The sequence below is a fragment of the uncultured Tateyamaria sp. genome (genome assembly GCF_947504105.1).
GTDB lineage: Bacteria > Pseudomonadota > Alphaproteobacteria > Rhodobacterales > Rhodobacteraceae > Tateyamaria.
In genome coordinates this window covers 139,142-155,008 of sequence record NZ_CANNGP010000007.1, presented here as the reverse complement: position 1 = coordinate 155,008, position 15,867 = coordinate 139,142, and the positions used below count along the sequence as shown (strand labels likewise).

The window sequence follows — 15,867 nt, the reverse complement described above, 5'->3', positions numbered from 1 at the left end:
CGGTTCCGCGCGTCATGAGGGGCTATGACCCGATTTTCCTTTGATCTGCACGCCACCGATGGTGGTGCGCGTACCGGCACCATCACGACCCCCAGGGGCGAGATCCGCACCCCCGCCTTCATGCCCGTGGGCACCGCGGCCACCGTGAAGGCGATGCTGCCCGAGAGCGTCCGTGCCACGGGAGCCGATATCTTGTTGGGCAACACGTACCACCTGATGCTGCGCCCCACGGCTGAGCGCATCGATCGTTTGGGCGGGCTGCACAAGTTCATGAACTGGGAGCGACCCATTCTGACGGACAGCGGCGGCTTTCAGGTGATGAGCCTTGCCGGGTTGCGCAAGCTGACCGAAGAGGGGGTGACGTTCAAATCCCATATCGACGGATCAAAACATGCGCTCACGCCGGAGCGGTCAATGGAGATCCAGCGCCTGCTGGGGTCAGATATCGTGATGTGTTTCGATGAATGCCCGGCCTTGCCAGCGGACCGAGACCGGATTGCCGAGAGCATGCGTTTGTCGATGCGCTGGGCGCGGCGGTCCCGCGATGCGTTTGGCGACCGGCCTGGTCATGCGCTCTTTGGCATTCAGCAGGGCGGGCTTGAGGAAGATCTGCGGGCCGAGAGTGCCGACGCTCTCAAGGAGATCGGGTTCGAAGGCTATGCCGTGGGTGGTTTGGCCGTTGGCGAGGGGCAGGAGGCCATGTTTGGCTGTCTGGACCATGCCGCCGAACAGTTGCCGCAGCACAAGCCGCGTTACCTGATGGGGGTGGGCAAGCCCGATGATATCGTGGGCGCCGTCGCCCGCGGCATCGACATGATGGATTGCGTGCTGCCCTCGCGGTCGGGCCGGACCGGGCAGGTCTTTACCCGCCGGGGGGTGGTCAACATCAAGAACGCCCGCCATGCCGACGACTCGCGCCCCTTGGATGAGGATTGTGGTTGCCCCGCATGTCGTGGGTATTCGCGTGCGTACCTGCACCATGTGTTCCGGGCGCAGGAGATGATCTCGGGCATGCTGCTGACCTGGCATAACCTGCACTATTATCAGGAACTGATGCAGGGCATGCGTGATGCGATTGCGACAGGCAGTTTTGACACCTGGCAGGCAGAGTTCCATGCCATGCGTGCTGAGGGCGATATCGATCCCGTGTAATCAGGGGGAGCGATGGTCAGGAATTCCCCCATCGCCCGGATAGTATTTGTGGCGTATGTTGATTCCAGTCACGCACCCTGGGGAGGGACCGCCATGCCATTTGTTGTGTTTTCGTTTGTATGGTTCTCGGTATCTGTTTTGGCGGTCCTGACTCTGGTGTGACTGATGTTGAGCGGCGCGCGTGTCGCCTACCGCGCCACGACGCCCCGCCCACCATCCCCGGCGATGTTCAAGCCGCGATCAGAGCCAGCGCCCAGCCTGCCAGTCCGATCTGAACAATCTGAATCAGTACGCTGCTTCCGTGCAGCATCTTGAAACGTCCTGTATTGCCGCCGTCCGTGGCTGTGTTGATCTGAAACATGAGTATTTGTCTGGCGTAAACCGTGCTGAACGCGATGCCGATCATGATCCAAGCGGCAAGGGTGTTCGTGGAAAATGAAACCACGCCGGTCAAAGCAGATGTCGCGATAACCCACAGGTGGTAGTGCGGAAATGCCCCGCGAATTCCCCTGCGGGCGGCGTCGGGGCCGTAGATGGCAAAGAGAACGGCCGCAAAGCCGAATGAAAACAATGTCATCCCGCCAAAAAGAAGACCGGCCAAGAGCAATGTGAGTGTGGACATGAAAGTGCCTCCGTCAGGCGTGCGACGTAGCGGCACTGGTCGAAGATCAAGCGATTGTGTTGGTGCGGATTGCCGCAGGCCGTCAGTTTTGTGCTTTATCTTGGGGTTGGTAGCCATCGCACCACGACAAATTGTGGCAAAAAACTGGGGACAGTTTGTCTGGCCCCATTGCACCCTTGGCCCGCGCACGTCAGGATACACCTTGAAACCGATGGGCTGGGATCACAGATCAAACAGTCCGACACACGGAGACAGCACAAGGTTGCCGCAAAGCGGGGCCACGCTGTCTTGCCAATGATAAGGAAAAGAGCATGCAAGAGCCTCTGAACGCCTCTTACCCGGTGCTGCCACTGCGCGATATCGTGGTCTTCCCCCATATGATCGTGCCGCTATTCGTGGGCCGGGACAAATCGGTCCGCGCGCTGGAAGAGGTCATGGCCGACGACAAGCGAATCCTGCTGTCGAGCCAGATTGACCCGTCCGTTGACGATCCGGAAGCCAGCGGTATCTACAAGGCCGGGGTCCTGGCCAATGTGCTGCAGCTGTTGAAGCTGCCCGATGGCACCGTCAAGGTGCTGGTCGAGGGGCAGGCGCGTGTGCGCATCACTGAATATCTGGAAAATGACAACTTCTTTGAGGCGCGCGCCGACTATCTGACCGAGATGCCGGGCGATATCGCCACCACCGAAGCGCTGCTGCGGTCTGTTGCGGACGAGTTCGAGCGCTATGCCAAGGTGAAGAAAAACATCCCCGAAGAGGCGCTGGCCGCTGTTGGAGAAACGACTGAGCCCGCGAAACTGGCTGATCTGGTGGCCGGGCATCTGGGCATCGAGGTTGATCAGAAGCAGGACCTGCTTGAAACGCTTGCGGTGAGCGAGCGGCTTGAGAAGGTCTATGGCCTGATGCAGGGCGAGATGTCGGTTCTGCAGGTTGAGAAAAAGATTAAGACCCGCGTGAAGTCCCAGATGGAGCGGACTCAGCGTGAGTATTATCTGAACGAACAGATGAAAGCGATCCAGCAGGAGCTGGGCGATGGCGAGGACGGCAAGAATGAAGTCGCTGAACTCGAAGAGAAAATTGCCGAGACCAAGCTGTCGAAAGAGGCCAAGGACAAGGCCGAGGCTGAGCTGAAGAAGCTCAAGAACATGTCGCCCATGTCAGCAGAGGCGACGGTTGTGCGCAACTATCTGGACTGGATGCTGTCGATCCCGTGGGGCGTGAAATCCCGCGTGAAGAAAGATCTGGGCAAGGCCGAAGCCATTCTGGACGCCGATCACTATGGCCTTGAGAAGGTCAAGGAACGGATCGTCGAGTATCTGGCCGTGCAGCAGCGCTCGAAAAAGATGAAGGGCCCGATCATGTGTCTGGTTGGTCCTCCGGGTGTGGGCAAAACCTCGCTCGGTAAGTCGGTTGCCAAGGCGACGGGGCGCGAGTTCATCCGCATCTCGCTTGGTGGTGTACGTGACGAAAGCGAAATTCGCGGTCACCGTCGGACTTACATTGGCTCGATGCCCGGCAAGATTATCCAGGCGTTGAAAAAGGCCAAGACGACGAACCCGCTGATCCTGCTCGATGAAATCGACAAGATGGGGCAGGACTTCCGCGGTGATCCGGCGTCGGCCATGCTTGAGGTGCTGGATCCGGAACAGAACAGTACGTTTGTCGACCACTATCTCGAGGTCGAATATGACCTGTCGAACGTGATGTTCCTGACCACGTCGAACAGCTACAACATGCCTGGGCCGCTGCTGGACCGGATGGAGATCATTCCGCTGGCAGGCTACACCGAGGACGAAAAGCGCGAGATTGCCAAGCAACACCTGATCGCCAAGCAGATCAAGAACCATGGTCTGAAGACCAAGGAGTTTGAACTGACCGATGAGGCGCTGAGCGACATCATCCGTTACTACACCCGCGAGGCGGGCGTGCGGAACCTGGAGCGCGAGATCGCCAAGGTGGCGCGGAAATCGCTAACCAAGATCGTCAAGAAAGAGGTTGAAGAGATTGTTGTAACCTCCGAAAATCTCGACGATTTACTCGGCGTGCGCAAGCATCGTTACGGTCTGGCCGAACAGGATGATCAGATCGGTGTTGTCACCGGGCTTGCCTGGACGTCGGTGGGGGGCGACCTGCTGCACATCGAGGCGCTCAAGCTGCCGGGCAAAGGCCGGATGAAGACCACGGGCAAACTCGGTGACGTGATGAAGGAGTCGATCGACGCGGCAAGTTCGTATGTGCGGTCCATCAGCCCCGATATCGGGGTGAAGCCGCCGCTGTTCGACAAGACCGATATCCACGTACACGTACCGGATGGTGCGACCCCCAAGGATGGCCCGTCTGCGGGTCTGGCGATGGTGACCTCGATCGTGTCTGTCCTAACTGGTATTCCTGTGCGCAGGGACATTGCAATGACCGGCGAAGTCAGTCTGCGCGGCAATGCGATGCCTATCGGCGGCTTGAAAGAGAAGCTGCTGGCGGCCCTACGGGGCGGGATCAAGACCGTTCTCATTCCTGAGGAGAACGAGAAGGATCTGGCCGAAATTCCGGACAACGTGAAAGAGGGGCTTGAGATCATTCCCGTCACCCACGTGACCGAGGTGTTGAAACGTGCGTTGGTATCAAAACCGGACGCCATTGAATGGGATGAGGCAGCCGAAGAAGCAGCCGCGGCCGCGGCTGCCGCCGCCCGCGATACTGGTGCGGGCGCAACTGCCCACTGATCAGTCTGAAATGAAGACCGGCGCGCAAGCTTTTGTTTGCGCGCCTTTTTTGTGTCTATCTAACCGCTGTGCTTAGTCAATTCTGTTGCCAAAACCGCGACAATCGAAGTTCCTTTTATTGTTTTGTTGCTAACTTATGGATTGAGTCATCGTTCCGCGCTATGCAGGGATCAAGCAGTCCAGAACGGAAGAGGCCAAAATGGCAACCCGCACAACAAAGACCACAACCAAGACCACGTCGACGCGCAGCTCAGCAACAAAGCCGAAGACGACAACGACCAAGTCCAAGACAGTGGCCACAAAACCCGAGACCACGGTCAAGCCGTCAACGGCCACCACAAAGGCGCCCACGGCGGCACCCGTTGTTGTGGATGCACCCACTCCGGTGGTGGCAGGTCCGATGATGCGTAAGAAAGAGTTGATTGATGCGGTTGTTGCGCGCAGCGGCATGAAAAAGAAAGATGTCAAACCGGCGGTTGAAGCCACTTTGGCAGTTCTCGGCGAGGCTCTGCAAGACGGGCGCGCGCTCAATCTGCATCCGATGGGCAAGGTCAAGATCAATCGCGAGAAAAAGTTAGCGTCAGGCCGCATGTTTGTTGCGCGCATTCGTCAGAACGACACCCCGGCTGCCACGCAAACGGACGAGACCACGACAGTCACGAAGACAACCGATACGTCAGACAAGGCCGCAGCCGAGTAGGATTTTGCCCTCCGGGGCCTTGCATGGTTTGGTGCAGTTGGCTAAGACGCGCGGACTTTGGGTGATTAGCTCAGTGGTAGAGCGCTTCGTTCACATCGAAGATGTCAGCAGTTCGAATCTGTTATCACCCACCACCCCTCCTTTATTGGCTTCCATGTGCCTTACATCATCTTGTGAGTGAGCAGGCAGTGCGGTGGATGGGCTGCCTATGTTGCCTTCGGCGGCATGGCCACACCGTTGGCGAACACGTGGTTCCACCGCAGGATGCGAACAGATTTGCGCAAGCCGGTCGGCCAGAATGGGTCCGCTTCGACCAGTGCACGTGCTTTGTCCATGGATCCGACATTCACAATCCATGCGCCGCCAGCTGCGATATCACCATCAAATAACGGGCCTGCAGATTGAATTGCATCTGCGTGCGCTGTCAGGAATGCCAAGTGATCCGGCATGTACTGCGCCCGCACGTGATCGTGGTCTGGCGCATCTTCAAAAAGGATAAGGTAGGCCATTTATCCGCTCCACTGTTGTCAGTACCTGTATCGACCTGCGAAAATCCTGTGTGAATGGATATCTTCAAGGTAATGGGTTGCAAAAATGCAGGATTGGGACTGGGACGATCTTCGAACACTTCAGGCTGTTGCGCGCGCCGGCAGTTTTGCGAAGGCAGCCGAGGAAACAGGACAGCACGAAACCACCGTTGCGCGTCGTGTGCGCAGGCTGGAACAGGTCACGGGCCATATCCTGTGGCGCGGCGCGGAAGCAGGCGCCACGGCAGAGGGGGCACTGCTCTTGGCTCACATCGACCGGATGCGGGCCGAAGCTGCAGCCGCGGCGCATGCGTTGTCGGGGCAGGGTTGGCCGACTGGTTCGGTGTGTATCACCGCCGTGCCGTGGATTGTTGAAAGCGCTGTATTGCCGGTTGTGCGGCACTGGTCCGAAAAGGCCTCCAATATCCGGCTGTCCCTGTTGTCGGATCACTCAAATCTTCGCCTGATGCACGGTGAAGCAGATATTGCATTGCGGATGGCCGAGCCGCGTGACGAGGGGGATGCTGTCGCGCGCAAGATCTGTGACGTGCCGTTTGTGGTCGCGGGTTGCGGCGATTGGGTGGGTTATGTGGAAGAGATGGCGCATTTGCCCCAAGCCCAATGGTCAGAGGCTGAACCCGGGGCTGTCTGTCTGCGTGTTTCGGATGTGGATGCGGCACATGCAGCTGTGCGCCAGGGTTTGGGCAAGGCGTGGTTGCCATTGTGCAAGACGGAAGGTCTGCATGTGACCGATGCCAAACGGCGTGCGCGCCCCTTGTGGTGCATTCTGCACCCGCGCAGCAGACATGCGCCCGCAATCCGCGCGGTTGTGGAGGGGTTGTTGCCCCTTGTGAAGACCCGTTTGCAGGGGTAGCCGAGTGGCATGATGTATCCCGATCTTCTGATCCTGCGCCACGGCGAAACCGAGTGGAACCGTATTGGGCGTATGCAGGGCGCGGCAGACAGCCCTTTGACCGGCCTTGGCCGTACGCAGGCCAAAGCGCAGGGACGGTTGTTGGCCAAGCGTGATCTGACCGGATGGGGGTATCGCGTTAGCCCGTTGGGGCGGTGTCGTGAAACGGCGCGGATTGCGTTGGGCCGCAATATCGAGGGTGCCCGGGAGGATTCGCGGCTGGTCGAGATCACGTTGGGGGATTGGACCGGAAAAATGCGGACCGAGATCGCTGCTGAGGTGCCGTACCTGTTCGATCAGGGTGAAGGTATGGACTGGTATGACCACGCCCCAGGCGGCGAAGGGTTGGAGGGGCTTTATGCCCGCACGGGTGCGTTTCTGTCAGAATTGAACACGCCCGCGGTCATCGTTACCCACGGTATTACGTCACGCATGTTGCGTTGCCATTACCTGGGTCTGGAGCCTGCAGCCTTTGCCGATCTGCCGGGCGGGCAGGGTGTGATCTATCACATGTCGAACGGGACACAGACCTGTCTTGCAGAAGGGGGTTGAAGGCCCCGACAACCTTGCGCTAAGAGGCGTCTATCGGGTCGTTAGCTCAGTTGGTAGAGCGCTTCGTTTACACCGAAGATGTCGGGAGTTCGAGCCTCTCACGACCCACCATTTCATCAACCTTTGTCTGCACGTGTGGCGATGACGTTTCACGTCTTGAAGCAGCGCTGGTTTTGGTGTCCGAATCTGTTCAGGCCGCTTCGACTTCCGCCACACGCACGTCTGCCTCTTTCAACTGCATCGTAACAAGCTGGTTGAACGAAAGCGTTGGGTTGGCTTCGGCAAGCATACCCATCTTCATCCAGAACTCGGCCTGCGCGTTGATCGAGCGGCACATCGCTCCGCTGGCACGGCGCACGTCTTCGTGCAGTTCATCGGCGATCTTTACAATACCCATGGACGTCTCCTTTGGTCGCATATTATACGTTTTATATACGATTCGTATGTCACCGGGCTGTTGTGCGCGCAACTCTGTTGCGGCGCGACGGCCCAACATTGGGGACGCATCATGAATACGTACATCAATGTTCCATCCGCTCCGCCACCCGGTACGGCGCGCCGGACGGAGAGCGTCAAGTTGTACGGCCCTGATGCCTTTGTCGGTATGCGACAGGCCGGTCAGCTGACTGCACAATGTCTTGACGAGATTTCGGAGCTTGTGCGCCCCGGGACATCCTTGGCCGAGATCGACGCCTATGTTCGCGACTTTGCCGTGGCGCATGGCGCGAGGTCGGCAACCTTAGGATTCAAAGGCTATCAATATGCGTGCTGCATATCGGTCAATCATGTCGTCTACCACGGTTTACCAAATGCGAAGAAGCTGCGAGACGGTGATATCGTCAATGTCGATGTGACGCTGGTTCGTGACGGCTGGTTCGGAGATTCGAGCCGGATGTATGCTGTTGGAACCCCGCGTCGGGCAGTCGCACGGCTTGTGTGCGTTGCGTATCAGGCGATGATGTCCGGAATTGGCGTCGTACGACCAGGCGCAACACTTGGCGACATCGGCCATGCCATCCAGTCTTGTGCTGAACGTCAGCAATGTTCGATCGTGCGCGACTATTGCGGGCACGGCATTGGCCAGGTCTTTCACGATTCCCCGAACATTTTGAACTTCGGGCGCCCCGGCACCGGTTTGAAGTTGCGCGAAGGGATGATGTTCACAATTGAGCCGATGGTTAATCTCGGGCGCCCCGGGGTGAAGATGCTTGGCGATGGTTGGACTGTGGTCACACGTGACAAGAAGCCGTCAGCCCAGTTCGTGCACTCTGTGGGTGTCACGGTAGAAGGTTGCGAAGTGTTCACGTCTTCCCCAGCAGGTCTTGCCATGCCGGGGTTCGAGTTGGATTTGAGGATGCACGCCTAAACGGCGTCGCTCGACTTACACGTCAGGGTGTGACCAGACAAAGTGCATTGCCTGGCCAGACACCGGTAGCAACCGAAAAATGTAAAGAAGCCAAAAGGTCTCTACACGATCGACAAGGCGCGCGCAGGGTCCTTGTAGACAAGATAAGCGGGATCGGTGGCCGTGGCGCGTGTTTGTTTGCTCAGGTGCTTTCGCAGAATCTGGCATGTTCTTTGCAGCTCGTGGTCCTTGGCGAATGTGAGGCTCGGGACCGCATCGAGGATCTGTTCATCCCGATCCAGTGTGACGGATTCGTCTGGTTCAATGAAATTGAGCTGACCAACGTGGTAGTACACTTCGTCCACGCCGAAATTGTCGGATATCGGCAGGTAGGCTGCGAATTCCTTATTGTTTACCCAGCGGAATGTCGGACCCTCAACGTGGTGTTCGTACGCCTCGCGAAACTTGTGATTTCCGACGCGGGGTCCGCCAAACGTATACACGCCATCGACCGGTATGGGTTCCGCGCGGGCAAATCTGTACGCACAGAGGGTGGCCAGTGCGCCGCCCAAACTGTGTCCTGAAAGAAAGACTTTTTGGTTGTTGTTGCGCCGTGATTTCACCTTGGCAGCGATCTCGGGGTAGCGTGAATCGAGGGACGCCCAAAATCCAAGGTGGACACGGATATTGGTTGTCCCGCCCAAATGCCCAGGCGCGTCAACCATGCGGTGGTTGATGTTGTTGATCCAGTCATGGGGGCTGCTTTCGCTGCCGCGAAAGACGACAAAGATCACACGGCTGTTTGCGATGATGGCGACTTCGACATCGGAAAGCGATGTAACCGACCCGCTGGACTCCACAGTCTCGAGTTTGGCCTTGTCGTCCGGATCGCTCAGCGCGCGCACCTGTCCACGCAGGACGTCAGACCAATCACCGTTTACAACGGATGGTTGATGATAGGCGTAAAAACTGAGGACCGACAAAAGATAGGCATTGGTCATGGAATGCGCGGTGGCGGTTTCGCGAAAATATTGAAGCATAATTCGTCCTTACTAATAAATGGAATGAGCATAGGAACGCTGATCTGCTCCGCCAAGGAAAAATCTGTGACAGTGCACTGGTTTCGGAAACGGGTTTGCTTGCGTCTTTGGATGAAGGTGCTTCATGTTGCAGCGGCCCACGAGCTGCGAGGTGGGCGCCTGTCATGATCGATGCTGGCGCAGGGTCCCGCGACAAGGGCGTCCCTACGGACTGCATCAATGAAAAAGGCGCGGTTTTGTGTCGAGGGGCCACTGTGGTTTCGGCCGGGTCAACGGTGTTTCGGCGCACAGGCGTCGTGTGGATGGGGTGCTTGCTGCTGCGCGTGCTCCGGTTATCTTCATCTCATCACGTGTAAGGAGACACGCCATGAGCTGGAACCCAGCCCTTGATCCCGATTGTCCCAAAGGTGACGCCGTCGACGCTATTGAAACTGTGATCGTTCCACGCGCCCGTGATCTGGGCGGGTTTGAGGTGCGCCGGGCTTTGCCCGCGCCCAAGCGCCAGATGGTCGGGCCGTTCATCTTCTTTGATCAGATGGGGCCGGCCGAGTTCGTCACGGGAAAGGGCATAGATGTCCGTCCGCATCCGCATATCGGACTGGCAACCGTCACCTATCTTTACAAGGGCAAGATCCATCACCGCGATAGCCTGGGCACCGATCAATGGATCGAGCCGGGTGCAGTGAACTGGATGGTTGCGGGTCACGGCATTACCCATTCCGAGCGTACTGATGGAGAGGTCCGCAAGAAACCGCACAACCTGTTCGGTATCCAGACTTGGGTGGCGCTGCCCAAGGATGCCGAAGATGATCCGGCCGATTTTCAGCATGCGCCAAGGGAAACGCTGCCGTTTCTGGAAGGAGAGGGTAAAGAGGTGCGCCTGATCCTTGGGGATGCGTGGGGTGAGAGGGCCCCGGTGCAGACCTTTTCCGAGATGTTTTATGCCGACGCGGTGCTGGAAGCGGGTGCCCGCATTCCTTTGCTCGACAATCACGAGGATCGCGGCGTGTATGTCGTGCACGGGTCGGTGGATGTGGCCGGAGATGTTTACGAAGCAGGTCAGATGATGGTGTTCCGTCCGGGGGACGCGATTTCACTGGCCGCAGGTGATCGGGGCGCGAGATTGATGTTGCTTGGGGGGGCGACGTTGGAGGGATCACGGTATATCTGGTGGAACTTTGTCGCTTCATCGCGGGACCGCATCGACGCGGCCAAGGAAGCATGGCGTGCAGGCGATTGGGCGCATGGGCGCTTCCGATTGCCGCCCGGTGACGACAGCGAGTTCATCCCGTTGCCGAACAAATGACCTTTATCATACGCGAGGCAAAACCTGCCGACCGTTTGGCGCCGGCGGTGCTGCACGCGGCAAGTTGGCGATCAGCCTATGCCCCTTTCGTACCGCCAGAAGCCCTTGGCGCGCCGCTTGATGCCAATATGGAAGCACGGTGGGGAACATGGCCAGCTGATCGGTTGATCCTTCTGGCCGAACGCGCAGGTGCTGTGGTGGGGTTTGCTGCCGTGGTGCCAGGTGACGTGCCGTTGATGGACAACCTGCATGTTGATCCGCGCATTCGGGGTGGCGGTATCGGGCAAAAGCTGTTTGCGGCCATGGTAAAGCGGTTGCACACAGATGGTGCACAAGCGCTCCGTCTTGAGGTGCTGGAAGGCAATACCGGTGCGCGTCGATTTTACCGGCTGCTTGGCGGGGTTGAGGGCGCTTCGCATACCGACATATTGCTTGGTCACTCGGTGGCGATGTTGCCGGTGCAATGGTCCGCGCCTGCCTTTGCTGCATTGGTTCAAGAATTCGCTGTTGCGGCCGGAAAAGACGCTTGACGGGCGGAGGGGCTGGTCATAAACCCACCAAACGCAGCGGGCGGTTGTAGCTCAGTTGGTTAGAGTACCGGCCTGTCACGCCGGGGGTCGCGGGTTCGAGCCCCGTCAACCGCGCCACTGCTGCCTCTGGTCCCGGAGAAATGGGCACGCCGAAAGGCCAATGCGCGGTTGTAGCTCAGCTGGTTAGAGTACCGGCCTGTCACGCCGGGGGTCGCGGGTTCGAGCCCCGTCAACCGCGCCACTTTCGACTGAAATGTCATCTTTTGATTTGGATAGTGCCGCGCCATGCGCACGTCCCGAGCGGCTGGCCAGCCCCGCGCGCTTTTTACATTTTTTTTCGAAATCAAGAGGGATCAGTAGCTGTAACCGAGCTGCGTTTCGAGATCGACGTCGATACTGGCGCACAGGTGTGCCATGTCTTCATCGTTCCAATCGTTAGGCAATGCCGGGCGATCTGGGAGCGCAGCTTTGAATTTTGAGCCCAGCCGTTTGACCACGGGACGATATTCCGAATGCGGTCGCGCGGCATCCAGTGCAGATGTCAAAGCGGCGAGTGTGGCCTGTGGCTGGGCCTGCGCATCCTCCATCCGAACAACGGCGCAGGTGCAGTCGCGGTTGAGCAGAGACAGCATGGCCTGCAATTTGGCTGTGCGTAGGGCAAAGAGCGTTTCAAAGCGTGATCCGGTGACGGGATGCCTGTCGTGTTGCAAGGGCTGCCCGATACTGTTGTCGGGCACCAACCCTTCAAAGTACCGCGGCCGATCGATGATCGTATCCCATGGCGCGCGGATGAACTCTGAAAAGGGCATTGCCTGCAGTGTCGGGGTTGCGTGCCACGGTTTCGAGAACATGGACCGCGCCCACGTGTCGGCCCGTCGCACGGCGATGATTACGGCCATATCCGACGGGACCGCCATCATGTGCGGAAAGCCGTGTTTCCAACCCAGATCTTCGGTCGGTTTGAGGTCAGTGTTCCGACCCAGCAGCCGCTTGACGAAGTTCGTACCAGATGACCGTTCGCCAATGACCTGGTAACGCGTGATGGGCGTTGTGCCTGTGCGTATCACGTGCAAGCCGCTCTGGGCAAAGTCTGGGGGCAGGGAGATGGGCGATCTTTGCTGCAAAATAACGATTCTCTTGTCAGGACCCTTACGGTAGGGTGCGCAAAAACAACCCTTTGAGCAGGACCTTAGCAGATGCAGACAGTGGCCGCCGTGACCATGGTGCGCGATGACGCGTTTTTCCTGAAAGCGTGGCTGCGCCACTACGGTGAGATGTTTGGTCGCGAGAACTGCTATGTGGTCAACCACGGCCGTGGGGCCGAGGTGGCCGAACTGGCCGCAGGGTGCAACATCATCGGCATTCCGGGCGATCCACACAAGAATTTTGACATCAAGCGCTGGGGCCTGCTGAACAATCTGGTTGGCGGATTGCGGCGCTACTACCGCCAAGTGATCGTGGGGGATGTGGACGAATTGGTGGTGCGAGATCCGGAGGCCGGCGGGACCTTGCTGGACTTTCTGAAAGACGCACCCGAGGGCCGTGTGCTGACGCCCCTTGGCCTTGAGGTGATCCACCGTGTGGATATCGAAGAAGACGTGATCACGGACCACATCCTCGGCCCGCGCCGCCACGTGCGACCGGCGCCGCACTACTCGAAACCCTGCGTTATCTCGGCCCCGGTGAAGATTGCGCGGGGCGGGCATTTCACCCAGGCCGACAAGTTGTTCACGCCGGATGATCTGTACCTGATGCATCTGAAGTTCTGCGACTTTGGAGCTTACGTTGGTGTGATGGACCACCGCAACGCCGTTACGGATGAGGTAAACGTATCCGTCAAGGACGCCTCGATTGGGCGTCACTGGTTTGCTGAGGCCAGAGGAGAAGACCGCGCCGTGTTCGAGGCATTCTCGAAGCTTGAAATGGTTGACGGTTTTGACATGCGGCCGTTGCGTCGCAGGATGCAGCGCAGTTTCAAGCCGCGTCGCGACACCGGGTATTATCACTTCGACCGACCGGACTACGGCACACAATATGTCCTGCCGGAACGATTTTTCGGGGTGATTTGACATGCGGGGCGCACGGACAGGTGCGCCTTACGGTTGGGCCCTCAAAAAAGCGGTGAGGGCTTTCACCGTCTCTTCGGGATGCGTGTCTGGAAAGAAATGGCCGCCGGGCAGGCCCCTTGCTTGCATGTCGGTGAGCCGGTCAGCCCAGGTCGCAGCCACGTCATATGCGCGCGCCATGATCCCGTCCGCACCATAAAGCACAAGAGCCGGGCAATCGACAGACCGCGCAAGATCTGCAGCATCCAGGTCGAAATCAACATCGATGGCCGCCCGGTAGTCGTTGCACATGGTGTGGATGCACTGAGGATCGCGCCATGAGGTGCGATACGCGGCAAGTGCATCTTTTTCGAACCCGTCCATGCCGCCGCCCCAACCCGCCAGACAGCTTTCAAAGTATGCATCTGGATCGTGACCGATCATCGTTTCAGGCAAAAGCGAGGGCTGAGCTAGGAAGAACCAGTGATAGTAAGCGCGCGCAACCTGTTGGGTTAGCCTGTCCAACAACAGATGTGTCGGCACAATGTCCATCAAGGTGAGGGACAGAATACTTTCGGGATTGTCCAACGCCATACGGTGTGCCGTGCGTGCGCCCCGGTCATGGCCGACAAGGTGAAATTGATCAAACCCCAGATGCCTCATCAACGCTCGCTGGTCAGCCGCCATGTAGCGAAAACTCATGTCCTGCATCTGGGCGGGTTTTGTACTGGCCCCGTAACCACGCAAATCTGCTGTGACAACGGTGAAATGTTTGGCCAGTTGTGGCGCAATAGCGTGCCACATGGCACGTGTTTGCGGAAAGCCATGCAGCAGCAGAACAGGAGGCCCATGGCCCTGTATGTCATGGGCGATGGCGATGCCATCGGCGGTCGTGAATGTTGTCATGTCAGGGCATCAAGGATGCGCGCCCAGCTGCGGATGCCCTTGTGAAAGCTCTCCATGTCATACTTTTCGTTGGGCGAATGGATCTGATCATCGTCCTTGCCAAAACCCACAAGCATGGGCGTGGTGCCGAGGATGTCCTGGAAGTGACCTGCGATCGGGATCGACCCGCCGCAGCCAACGTAGGCTGCGGGGATGTTCCATTCGTTTGTAAGAGCAACGCGCGCGGCCTCGAATGCGGGATCGGTGGTTTCGGTCGTGGAGGCCTGGCCGGCGCCGTGACCTGAGAATTCAACCTCGCAATCGGTCGGCAGGGCGTCCCGCACCATCTGACGAAAGCTGTCGCGGATCTTGTGCGGGTCCTGATCGCCGACAAGGCGGAAACTGACCTTTGCACTTGCCTTGGACGGCAGCACGGTTTTGAACCCACTGCCTGTGTAGCCGCCCCAGATGCCGTTCACGTCGCAGGTCGGTCGAGACCAGATCATTTCAATCGGGGTGCGGTCCTGTTCACCCGCGGGCTCGGACAAGCCGACATCGCCAAGGAAGGCGCCGTGATCGAAGGCAAGACCCTGCCATTGGCTGCGAATGTCGTCGGGCAATTCAGGCACGCCGTCATAAAAGCCAGGGACCGTCACACGGCCCTGATCATCGTGCAGACCGGCAAGGATACGGCTGAGCACGCGGATCGGGTTCATCGCGACCCCGCCATACATACCCGAATGTAGATCTTTGTCCGGGGCGGTAATCGTGAGCTCTTCGCCGAGCAAGCCGCGCAGCATAGTGACGATCGAAGGTACACGGGATTCAAACATGCCGGTGTCACAGATCAGGGCGAGATCGGATTTCAGTTCTTCCGCATTCTGCTGCATGAACGGGACAAGGGAGGGCGAGCCTGATTCCTCTTCGCCTTCAAAGAAGAAGGTGATGCGGCATGGAAAAGTGCCATGTTCTGATCTCCACGCGCGGCAGGCTTCGACAAACGTCATCAACTGCCCCTTGTCATCCGAGGAGCCGCGCCCGCGGATGACTGTGCCCTTTGGCGTCTCTTCGATTTGCGGATCGAACGGATCGCGGTCCCATAGTTCGAGCGGATCAACCGGCTGCACGTCATAATGCCCATAAAACAGAAGGTGCGGGCCGTCGCCATCAACATGCCCAACAACCATTGGGTGACCGGGGGTATCCCGTTTTTCGGCATCAATACCAATGCTTTGCAAGTCCGCGACCAGCCAGTCCGCCGCGGTCTGGCAGTGATCCGCAAATGCCGGATCGGTCGAGATCGACGGGATGCGCAGTAACTCCAGCAACCTGTCGGTTGCTTGGGGCAAATCAGCATCAATGCGGGACAGGACGGCGTCGAGGGTCATTGGGCTTCCTTTTCTGAGTGTGTCGCAACACTAAGGAGCGCCGACGCAGTGTCCAGTGGTTGATCTGGGTCAAAGCGAAGCGCACAGGGGTGGGGAATACCGGACCTGCGACATGACGCGCATTTGATTAGCATTGAAGCCC

16 protein-coding genes and 4 tRNA genes are annotated in these 15,867 nt (G+C 58.5%); 13 read left to right on the top strand and 7 right to left on the bottom strand.

Features of this window, described 5'->3' with window-relative positions; all coding sequences use genetic code 11:
- Nucleotides 1-24 precede the first annotated feature (24 nt).
- Nucleotides 25-1,152 (top strand): tRNA guanosine(34) transglycosylase Tgt, encoded by a 1,128-nt coding sequence (gene tgt / locus Q1A75_RS07140; protein ID WP_299546151.1) that lies wholly within the window; start codon nucleotides 25-27, stop codon nucleotides 1,150-1,152.
- Between the two features lie 229 nt (nucleotides 1,153-1,381).
- Here the strand turns inward: tgt and Q1A75_RS07135 are convergent, their stop codons facing one another.
- Nucleotides 1,382-1,774 (bottom strand): DUF4149 domain-containing protein, encoded by a 393-nt coding sequence (locus Q1A75_RS07135; protein ID WP_299546153.1) that lies wholly within the window; start codon nucleotides 1,772-1,774, stop codon nucleotides 1,382-1,384.
- 311 nt (nucleotides 1,775-2,085) lie between these two features.
- On the opposite strand from Q1A75_RS07135, the gene lon reads away from it, so the two are divergent.
- The 3 genes from lon (at nucleotide 2,086) to Q1A75_RS07120 (ending at nucleotide 5,328) form a co-directional block, all read left to right on the top strand.
- The gene (gene lon / locus Q1A75_RS07130; RefSeq protein ID WP_299546155.1) at nucleotides 2,086-4,494 is read left to right on the top strand and encodes an endopeptidase La; all 2,409 of its coding nucleotides are present in this window, start codon (nucleotides 2,086-2,088) and stop codon (nucleotides 4,492-4,494) included.
- Between the two features lie 199 nt (nucleotides 4,495-4,693).
- Nucleotides 4,694-5,194 carry an HU family DNA-binding protein gene (locus tag Q1A75_RS07125; protein WP_299546157.1) on the top strand — a complete coding sequence of 167 codons (501 nt, stop codon included), beginning with the start codon at nucleotides 4,694-4,696 and terminating at the stop codon, nucleotides 5,192-5,194.
- Nucleotides 5,195-5,253: 59 nt separating this feature from the next.
- Nucleotides 5,254-5,328 (top strand) — tRNA-Val (locus tag Q1A75_RS07120).
- A gap of 72 nt (nucleotides 5,329-5,400) precedes the next feature.
- Here the strand turns inward: Q1A75_RS07120 and Q1A75_RS07115 are convergent.
- Nucleotides 5,401-5,703, bottom strand: coding sequence for a YciI family protein (locus tag Q1A75_RS07115; RefSeq protein ID WP_299546159.1), 303 nt, complete (start codon nucleotides 5,701-5,703; stop codon nucleotides 5,401-5,403).
- 85 nt (nucleotides 5,704-5,788) lie between these two features.
- On the opposite strand from Q1A75_RS07115, the gene Q1A75_RS07110 reads away from it, so the two are divergent.
- The 3 genes from Q1A75_RS07110 (at nucleotide 5,789) to Q1A75_RS07100 (ending at nucleotide 7,297) form a co-directional block, all read left to right on the top strand.
- A complete protein-coding gene (locus Q1A75_RS07110) occupies nucleotides 5,789-6,595 on the top strand; it encodes a LysR family transcriptional regulator (protein ID WP_299546161.1) in 807 nt (268 codons plus the stop codon).
- A 9-nt stretch (nucleotides 6,596-6,604) separates the two neighbouring features.
- On the top strand, nucleotides 6,605-7,186 hold the full coding sequence (locus tag Q1A75_RS07105) for a histidine phosphatase family protein (RefSeq protein WP_299546163.1): 582 nt from the start codon (nucleotides 6,605-6,607) through the stop codon (nucleotides 7,184-7,186).
- A gap of 35 nt (nucleotides 7,187-7,221) precedes the next feature.
- Nucleotides 7,222-7,297: transfer RNA gene (locus Q1A75_RS07100), tRNA-Val, on the top strand.
- A 79-nt stretch (nucleotides 7,298-7,376) separates the two neighbouring features.
- Here the strand turns inward: Q1A75_RS07100 and Q1A75_RS07095 are convergent.
- The gene (locus Q1A75_RS07095; protein WP_299546165.1) at nucleotides 7,377-7,583 is read right to left on the bottom strand and encodes a ParD-like family protein; all 207 of its coding nucleotides are present in this window, start codon (nucleotides 7,581-7,583) and stop codon (nucleotides 7,377-7,379) included.
- A 111-nt stretch (nucleotides 7,584-7,694) separates the two neighbouring features.
- Here Q1A75_RS07095 and map point away from each other — a divergent pair, with 111 nt between their 5' ends.
- Nucleotides 7,695-8,552, top strand: coding sequence for a type I methionyl aminopeptidase (map, locus tag Q1A75_RS07090; protein ID WP_299546167.1), 858 nt, complete (start codon nucleotides 7,695-7,697; stop codon nucleotides 8,550-8,552).
- Nucleotides 8,553-8,653: 101 nt separating this feature from the next.
- On the opposite strand, the gene Q1A75_RS07085 is transcribed toward map, so the two are convergent.
- A complete protein-coding gene (locus Q1A75_RS07085; RefSeq protein WP_299546170.1) occupies nucleotides 8,654-9,571 on the bottom strand; it encodes a lipase family protein in 918 nt (305 codons plus the stop codon).
- A 367-nt stretch (nucleotides 9,572-9,938) separates the two neighbouring features.
- Between Q1A75_RS07085 and Q1A75_RS07080 the strand changes: the two genes are divergently transcribed.
- The 4 genes from Q1A75_RS07080 to Q1A75_RS07065 all read left to right on the top strand — a co-directional run bounded on the left by Q1A75_RS07080 (nucleotide 9,939) and on the right by Q1A75_RS07065 (nucleotide 11,648).
- The gene (locus Q1A75_RS07080) at nucleotides 9,939-10,877 is read left to right on the top strand and encodes a pirin family protein (protein WP_299546172.1); all 939 of its coding nucleotides are present in this window, start codon (nucleotides 9,939-9,941) and stop codon (nucleotides 10,875-10,877) included.
- Nucleotides 10,874-11,407, top strand: coding sequence for a GNAT family N-acetyltransferase (locus Q1A75_RS07075; RefSeq protein WP_299546174.1), 534 nt, complete (start codon nucleotides 10,874-10,876; stop codon nucleotides 11,405-11,407). Before Q1A75_RS07080 ends, Q1A75_RS07075 begins: the two co-directional genes overlap by 4 nt.
- A 40-nt stretch (nucleotides 11,408-11,447) precedes the next feature.
- A tRNA-Asp gene (locus tag Q1A75_RS07070) sits at nucleotides 11,448-11,524 on the top strand.
- A 47-nt stretch (nucleotides 11,525-11,571) separates the two neighbouring features.
- A tRNA-Asp gene (locus tag Q1A75_RS07065) sits at nucleotides 11,572-11,648 on the top strand.
- A 112-nt stretch (nucleotides 11,649-11,760) separates the two neighbouring features.
- On the opposite strand, the gene Q1A75_RS07060 is transcribed toward Q1A75_RS07065, so the two are convergent.
- Nucleotides 11,761-12,474 carry a hypothetical protein gene (locus tag Q1A75_RS07060; protein ID WP_299546176.1) on the bottom strand — a complete coding sequence of 238 codons (714 nt, stop codon included), beginning with the start codon at nucleotides 12,472-12,474 and terminating at the stop codon, nucleotides 11,761-11,763.
- A 129-nt stretch (nucleotides 12,475-12,603) separates the two neighbouring features.
- Here Q1A75_RS07060 and Q1A75_RS07055 point away from each other — a divergent pair, with 129 nt between their 5' ends.
- Nucleotides 12,604-13,476 carry a hypothetical protein gene (locus Q1A75_RS07055; RefSeq protein WP_299546178.1) on the top strand — a complete coding sequence of 291 codons (873 nt, stop codon included), beginning with the start codon at nucleotides 12,604-12,606 and terminating at the stop codon, nucleotides 13,474-13,476.
- Nucleotides 13,477-13,503: 27 nt separating this feature from the next.
- Here the strand turns inward: Q1A75_RS07055 and Q1A75_RS07050 are convergent, their stop codons facing one another.
- Both Q1A75_RS07050 and Q1A75_RS07045 read right to left on the bottom strand, forming a co-directional pair.
- Nucleotides 13,504-14,358 (bottom strand): alpha/beta hydrolase, encoded by an 855-nt coding sequence (locus Q1A75_RS07050; RefSeq protein ID WP_299546180.1) that lies wholly within the window; start codon nucleotides 14,356-14,358, stop codon nucleotides 13,504-13,506.
- Nucleotides 14,355-15,725: a M20/M25/M40 family metallo-hydrolase gene (locus Q1A75_RS07045; protein WP_299546182.1), complete on the bottom strand. Its 1,371-nt coding sequence runs from the start codon at nucleotides 15,723-15,725 to the stop codon at nucleotides 14,355-14,357. Before Q1A75_RS07045 ends, Q1A75_RS07050 begins: the two co-directional genes overlap by 4 nt.
- Between the last annotated feature and the right edge of the window lie 142 nt (nucleotides 15,726-15,867).

Excerpts from the sequence above, each read along its gene's own strand:
- Q1A75_RS07110 (WP_299546161.1), top strand. The coding sequence starts at position 5,789 with ATGCAGGATTGGGACTGGGACGATCTTCGAACACTTCAGGCTGTTGCG.
- Q1A75_RS07055 (WP_299546178.1), top strand. The coding sequence starts at position 12,604 with ATGCAGACAGTGGCCGCCGTGACCATGGTGCGCGATGACGCGTTTTTC.
- map (WP_299546167.1), top strand. The coding sequence starts at position 7,695 with ATGAATACGTACATCAATGTTCCATCCGCTCCGCCACCCGGTACGGCG.
- Q1A75_RS07085 (WP_299546170.1), bottom strand. The coding sequence starts at position 9,571 with ATGCTTCAATATTTTCGCGAAACCGCCACCGCGCATTCCATGACCAAT.
- Q1A75_RS07050 (WP_299546180.1), bottom strand. The coding sequence starts at position 14,358 with ATGACAACATTCACGACCGCCGATGGCATCGCCATCGCCCATGACATA.
- Q1A75_RS07125 (WP_299546157.1), top strand. The coding sequence starts at position 4,694 with ATGGCAACCCGCACAACAAAGACCACAACCAAGACCACGTCGACGCGC.
- tgt (WP_299546151.1), top strand. The coding sequence starts at position 25 with ATGACCCGATTTTCCTTTGATCTGCACGCCACCGATGGTGGTGCGCGT.
- Q1A75_RS07135 (WP_299546153.1), bottom strand. The coding sequence starts at position 1,774 with ATGTCCACACTCACATTGCTCTTGGCCGGTCTTCTTTTTGGCGGGATG.
- lon (WP_299546155.1), top strand. The coding sequence starts at position 2,086 with ATGCAAGAGCCTCTGAACGCCTCTTACCCGGTGCTGCCACTGCGCGAT.
- Q1A75_RS07105 (WP_299546163.1), top strand. The coding sequence starts at position 6,605 with ATGATGTATCCCGATCTTCTGATCCTGCGCCACGGCGAAACCGAGTGG.
- Q1A75_RS07075 (WP_299546174.1), top strand. The coding sequence starts at position 10,874 with ATGACCTTTATCATACGCGAGGCAAAACCTGCCGACCGTTTGGCGCCG.
- Q1A75_RS07045 (WP_299546182.1), bottom strand. The coding sequence starts at position 15,725 with ATGACCCTCGACGCCGTCCTGTCCCGCATTGATGCTGATTTGCCCCAA.
- Q1A75_RS07115 (WP_299546159.1), bottom strand. The coding sequence starts at position 5,703 with ATGGCCTACCTTATCCTTTTTGAAGATGCGCCAGACCACGATCACGTG.
- Q1A75_RS07095 (WP_299546165.1), bottom strand. The coding sequence starts at position 7,583 with ATGGGTATTGTAAAGATCGCCGATGAACTGCACGAAGACGTGCGCCGT.
- Q1A75_RS07080 (WP_299546172.1), top strand. The coding sequence starts at position 9,939 with ATGAGCTGGAACCCAGCCCTTGATCCCGATTGTCCCAAAGGTGACGCC.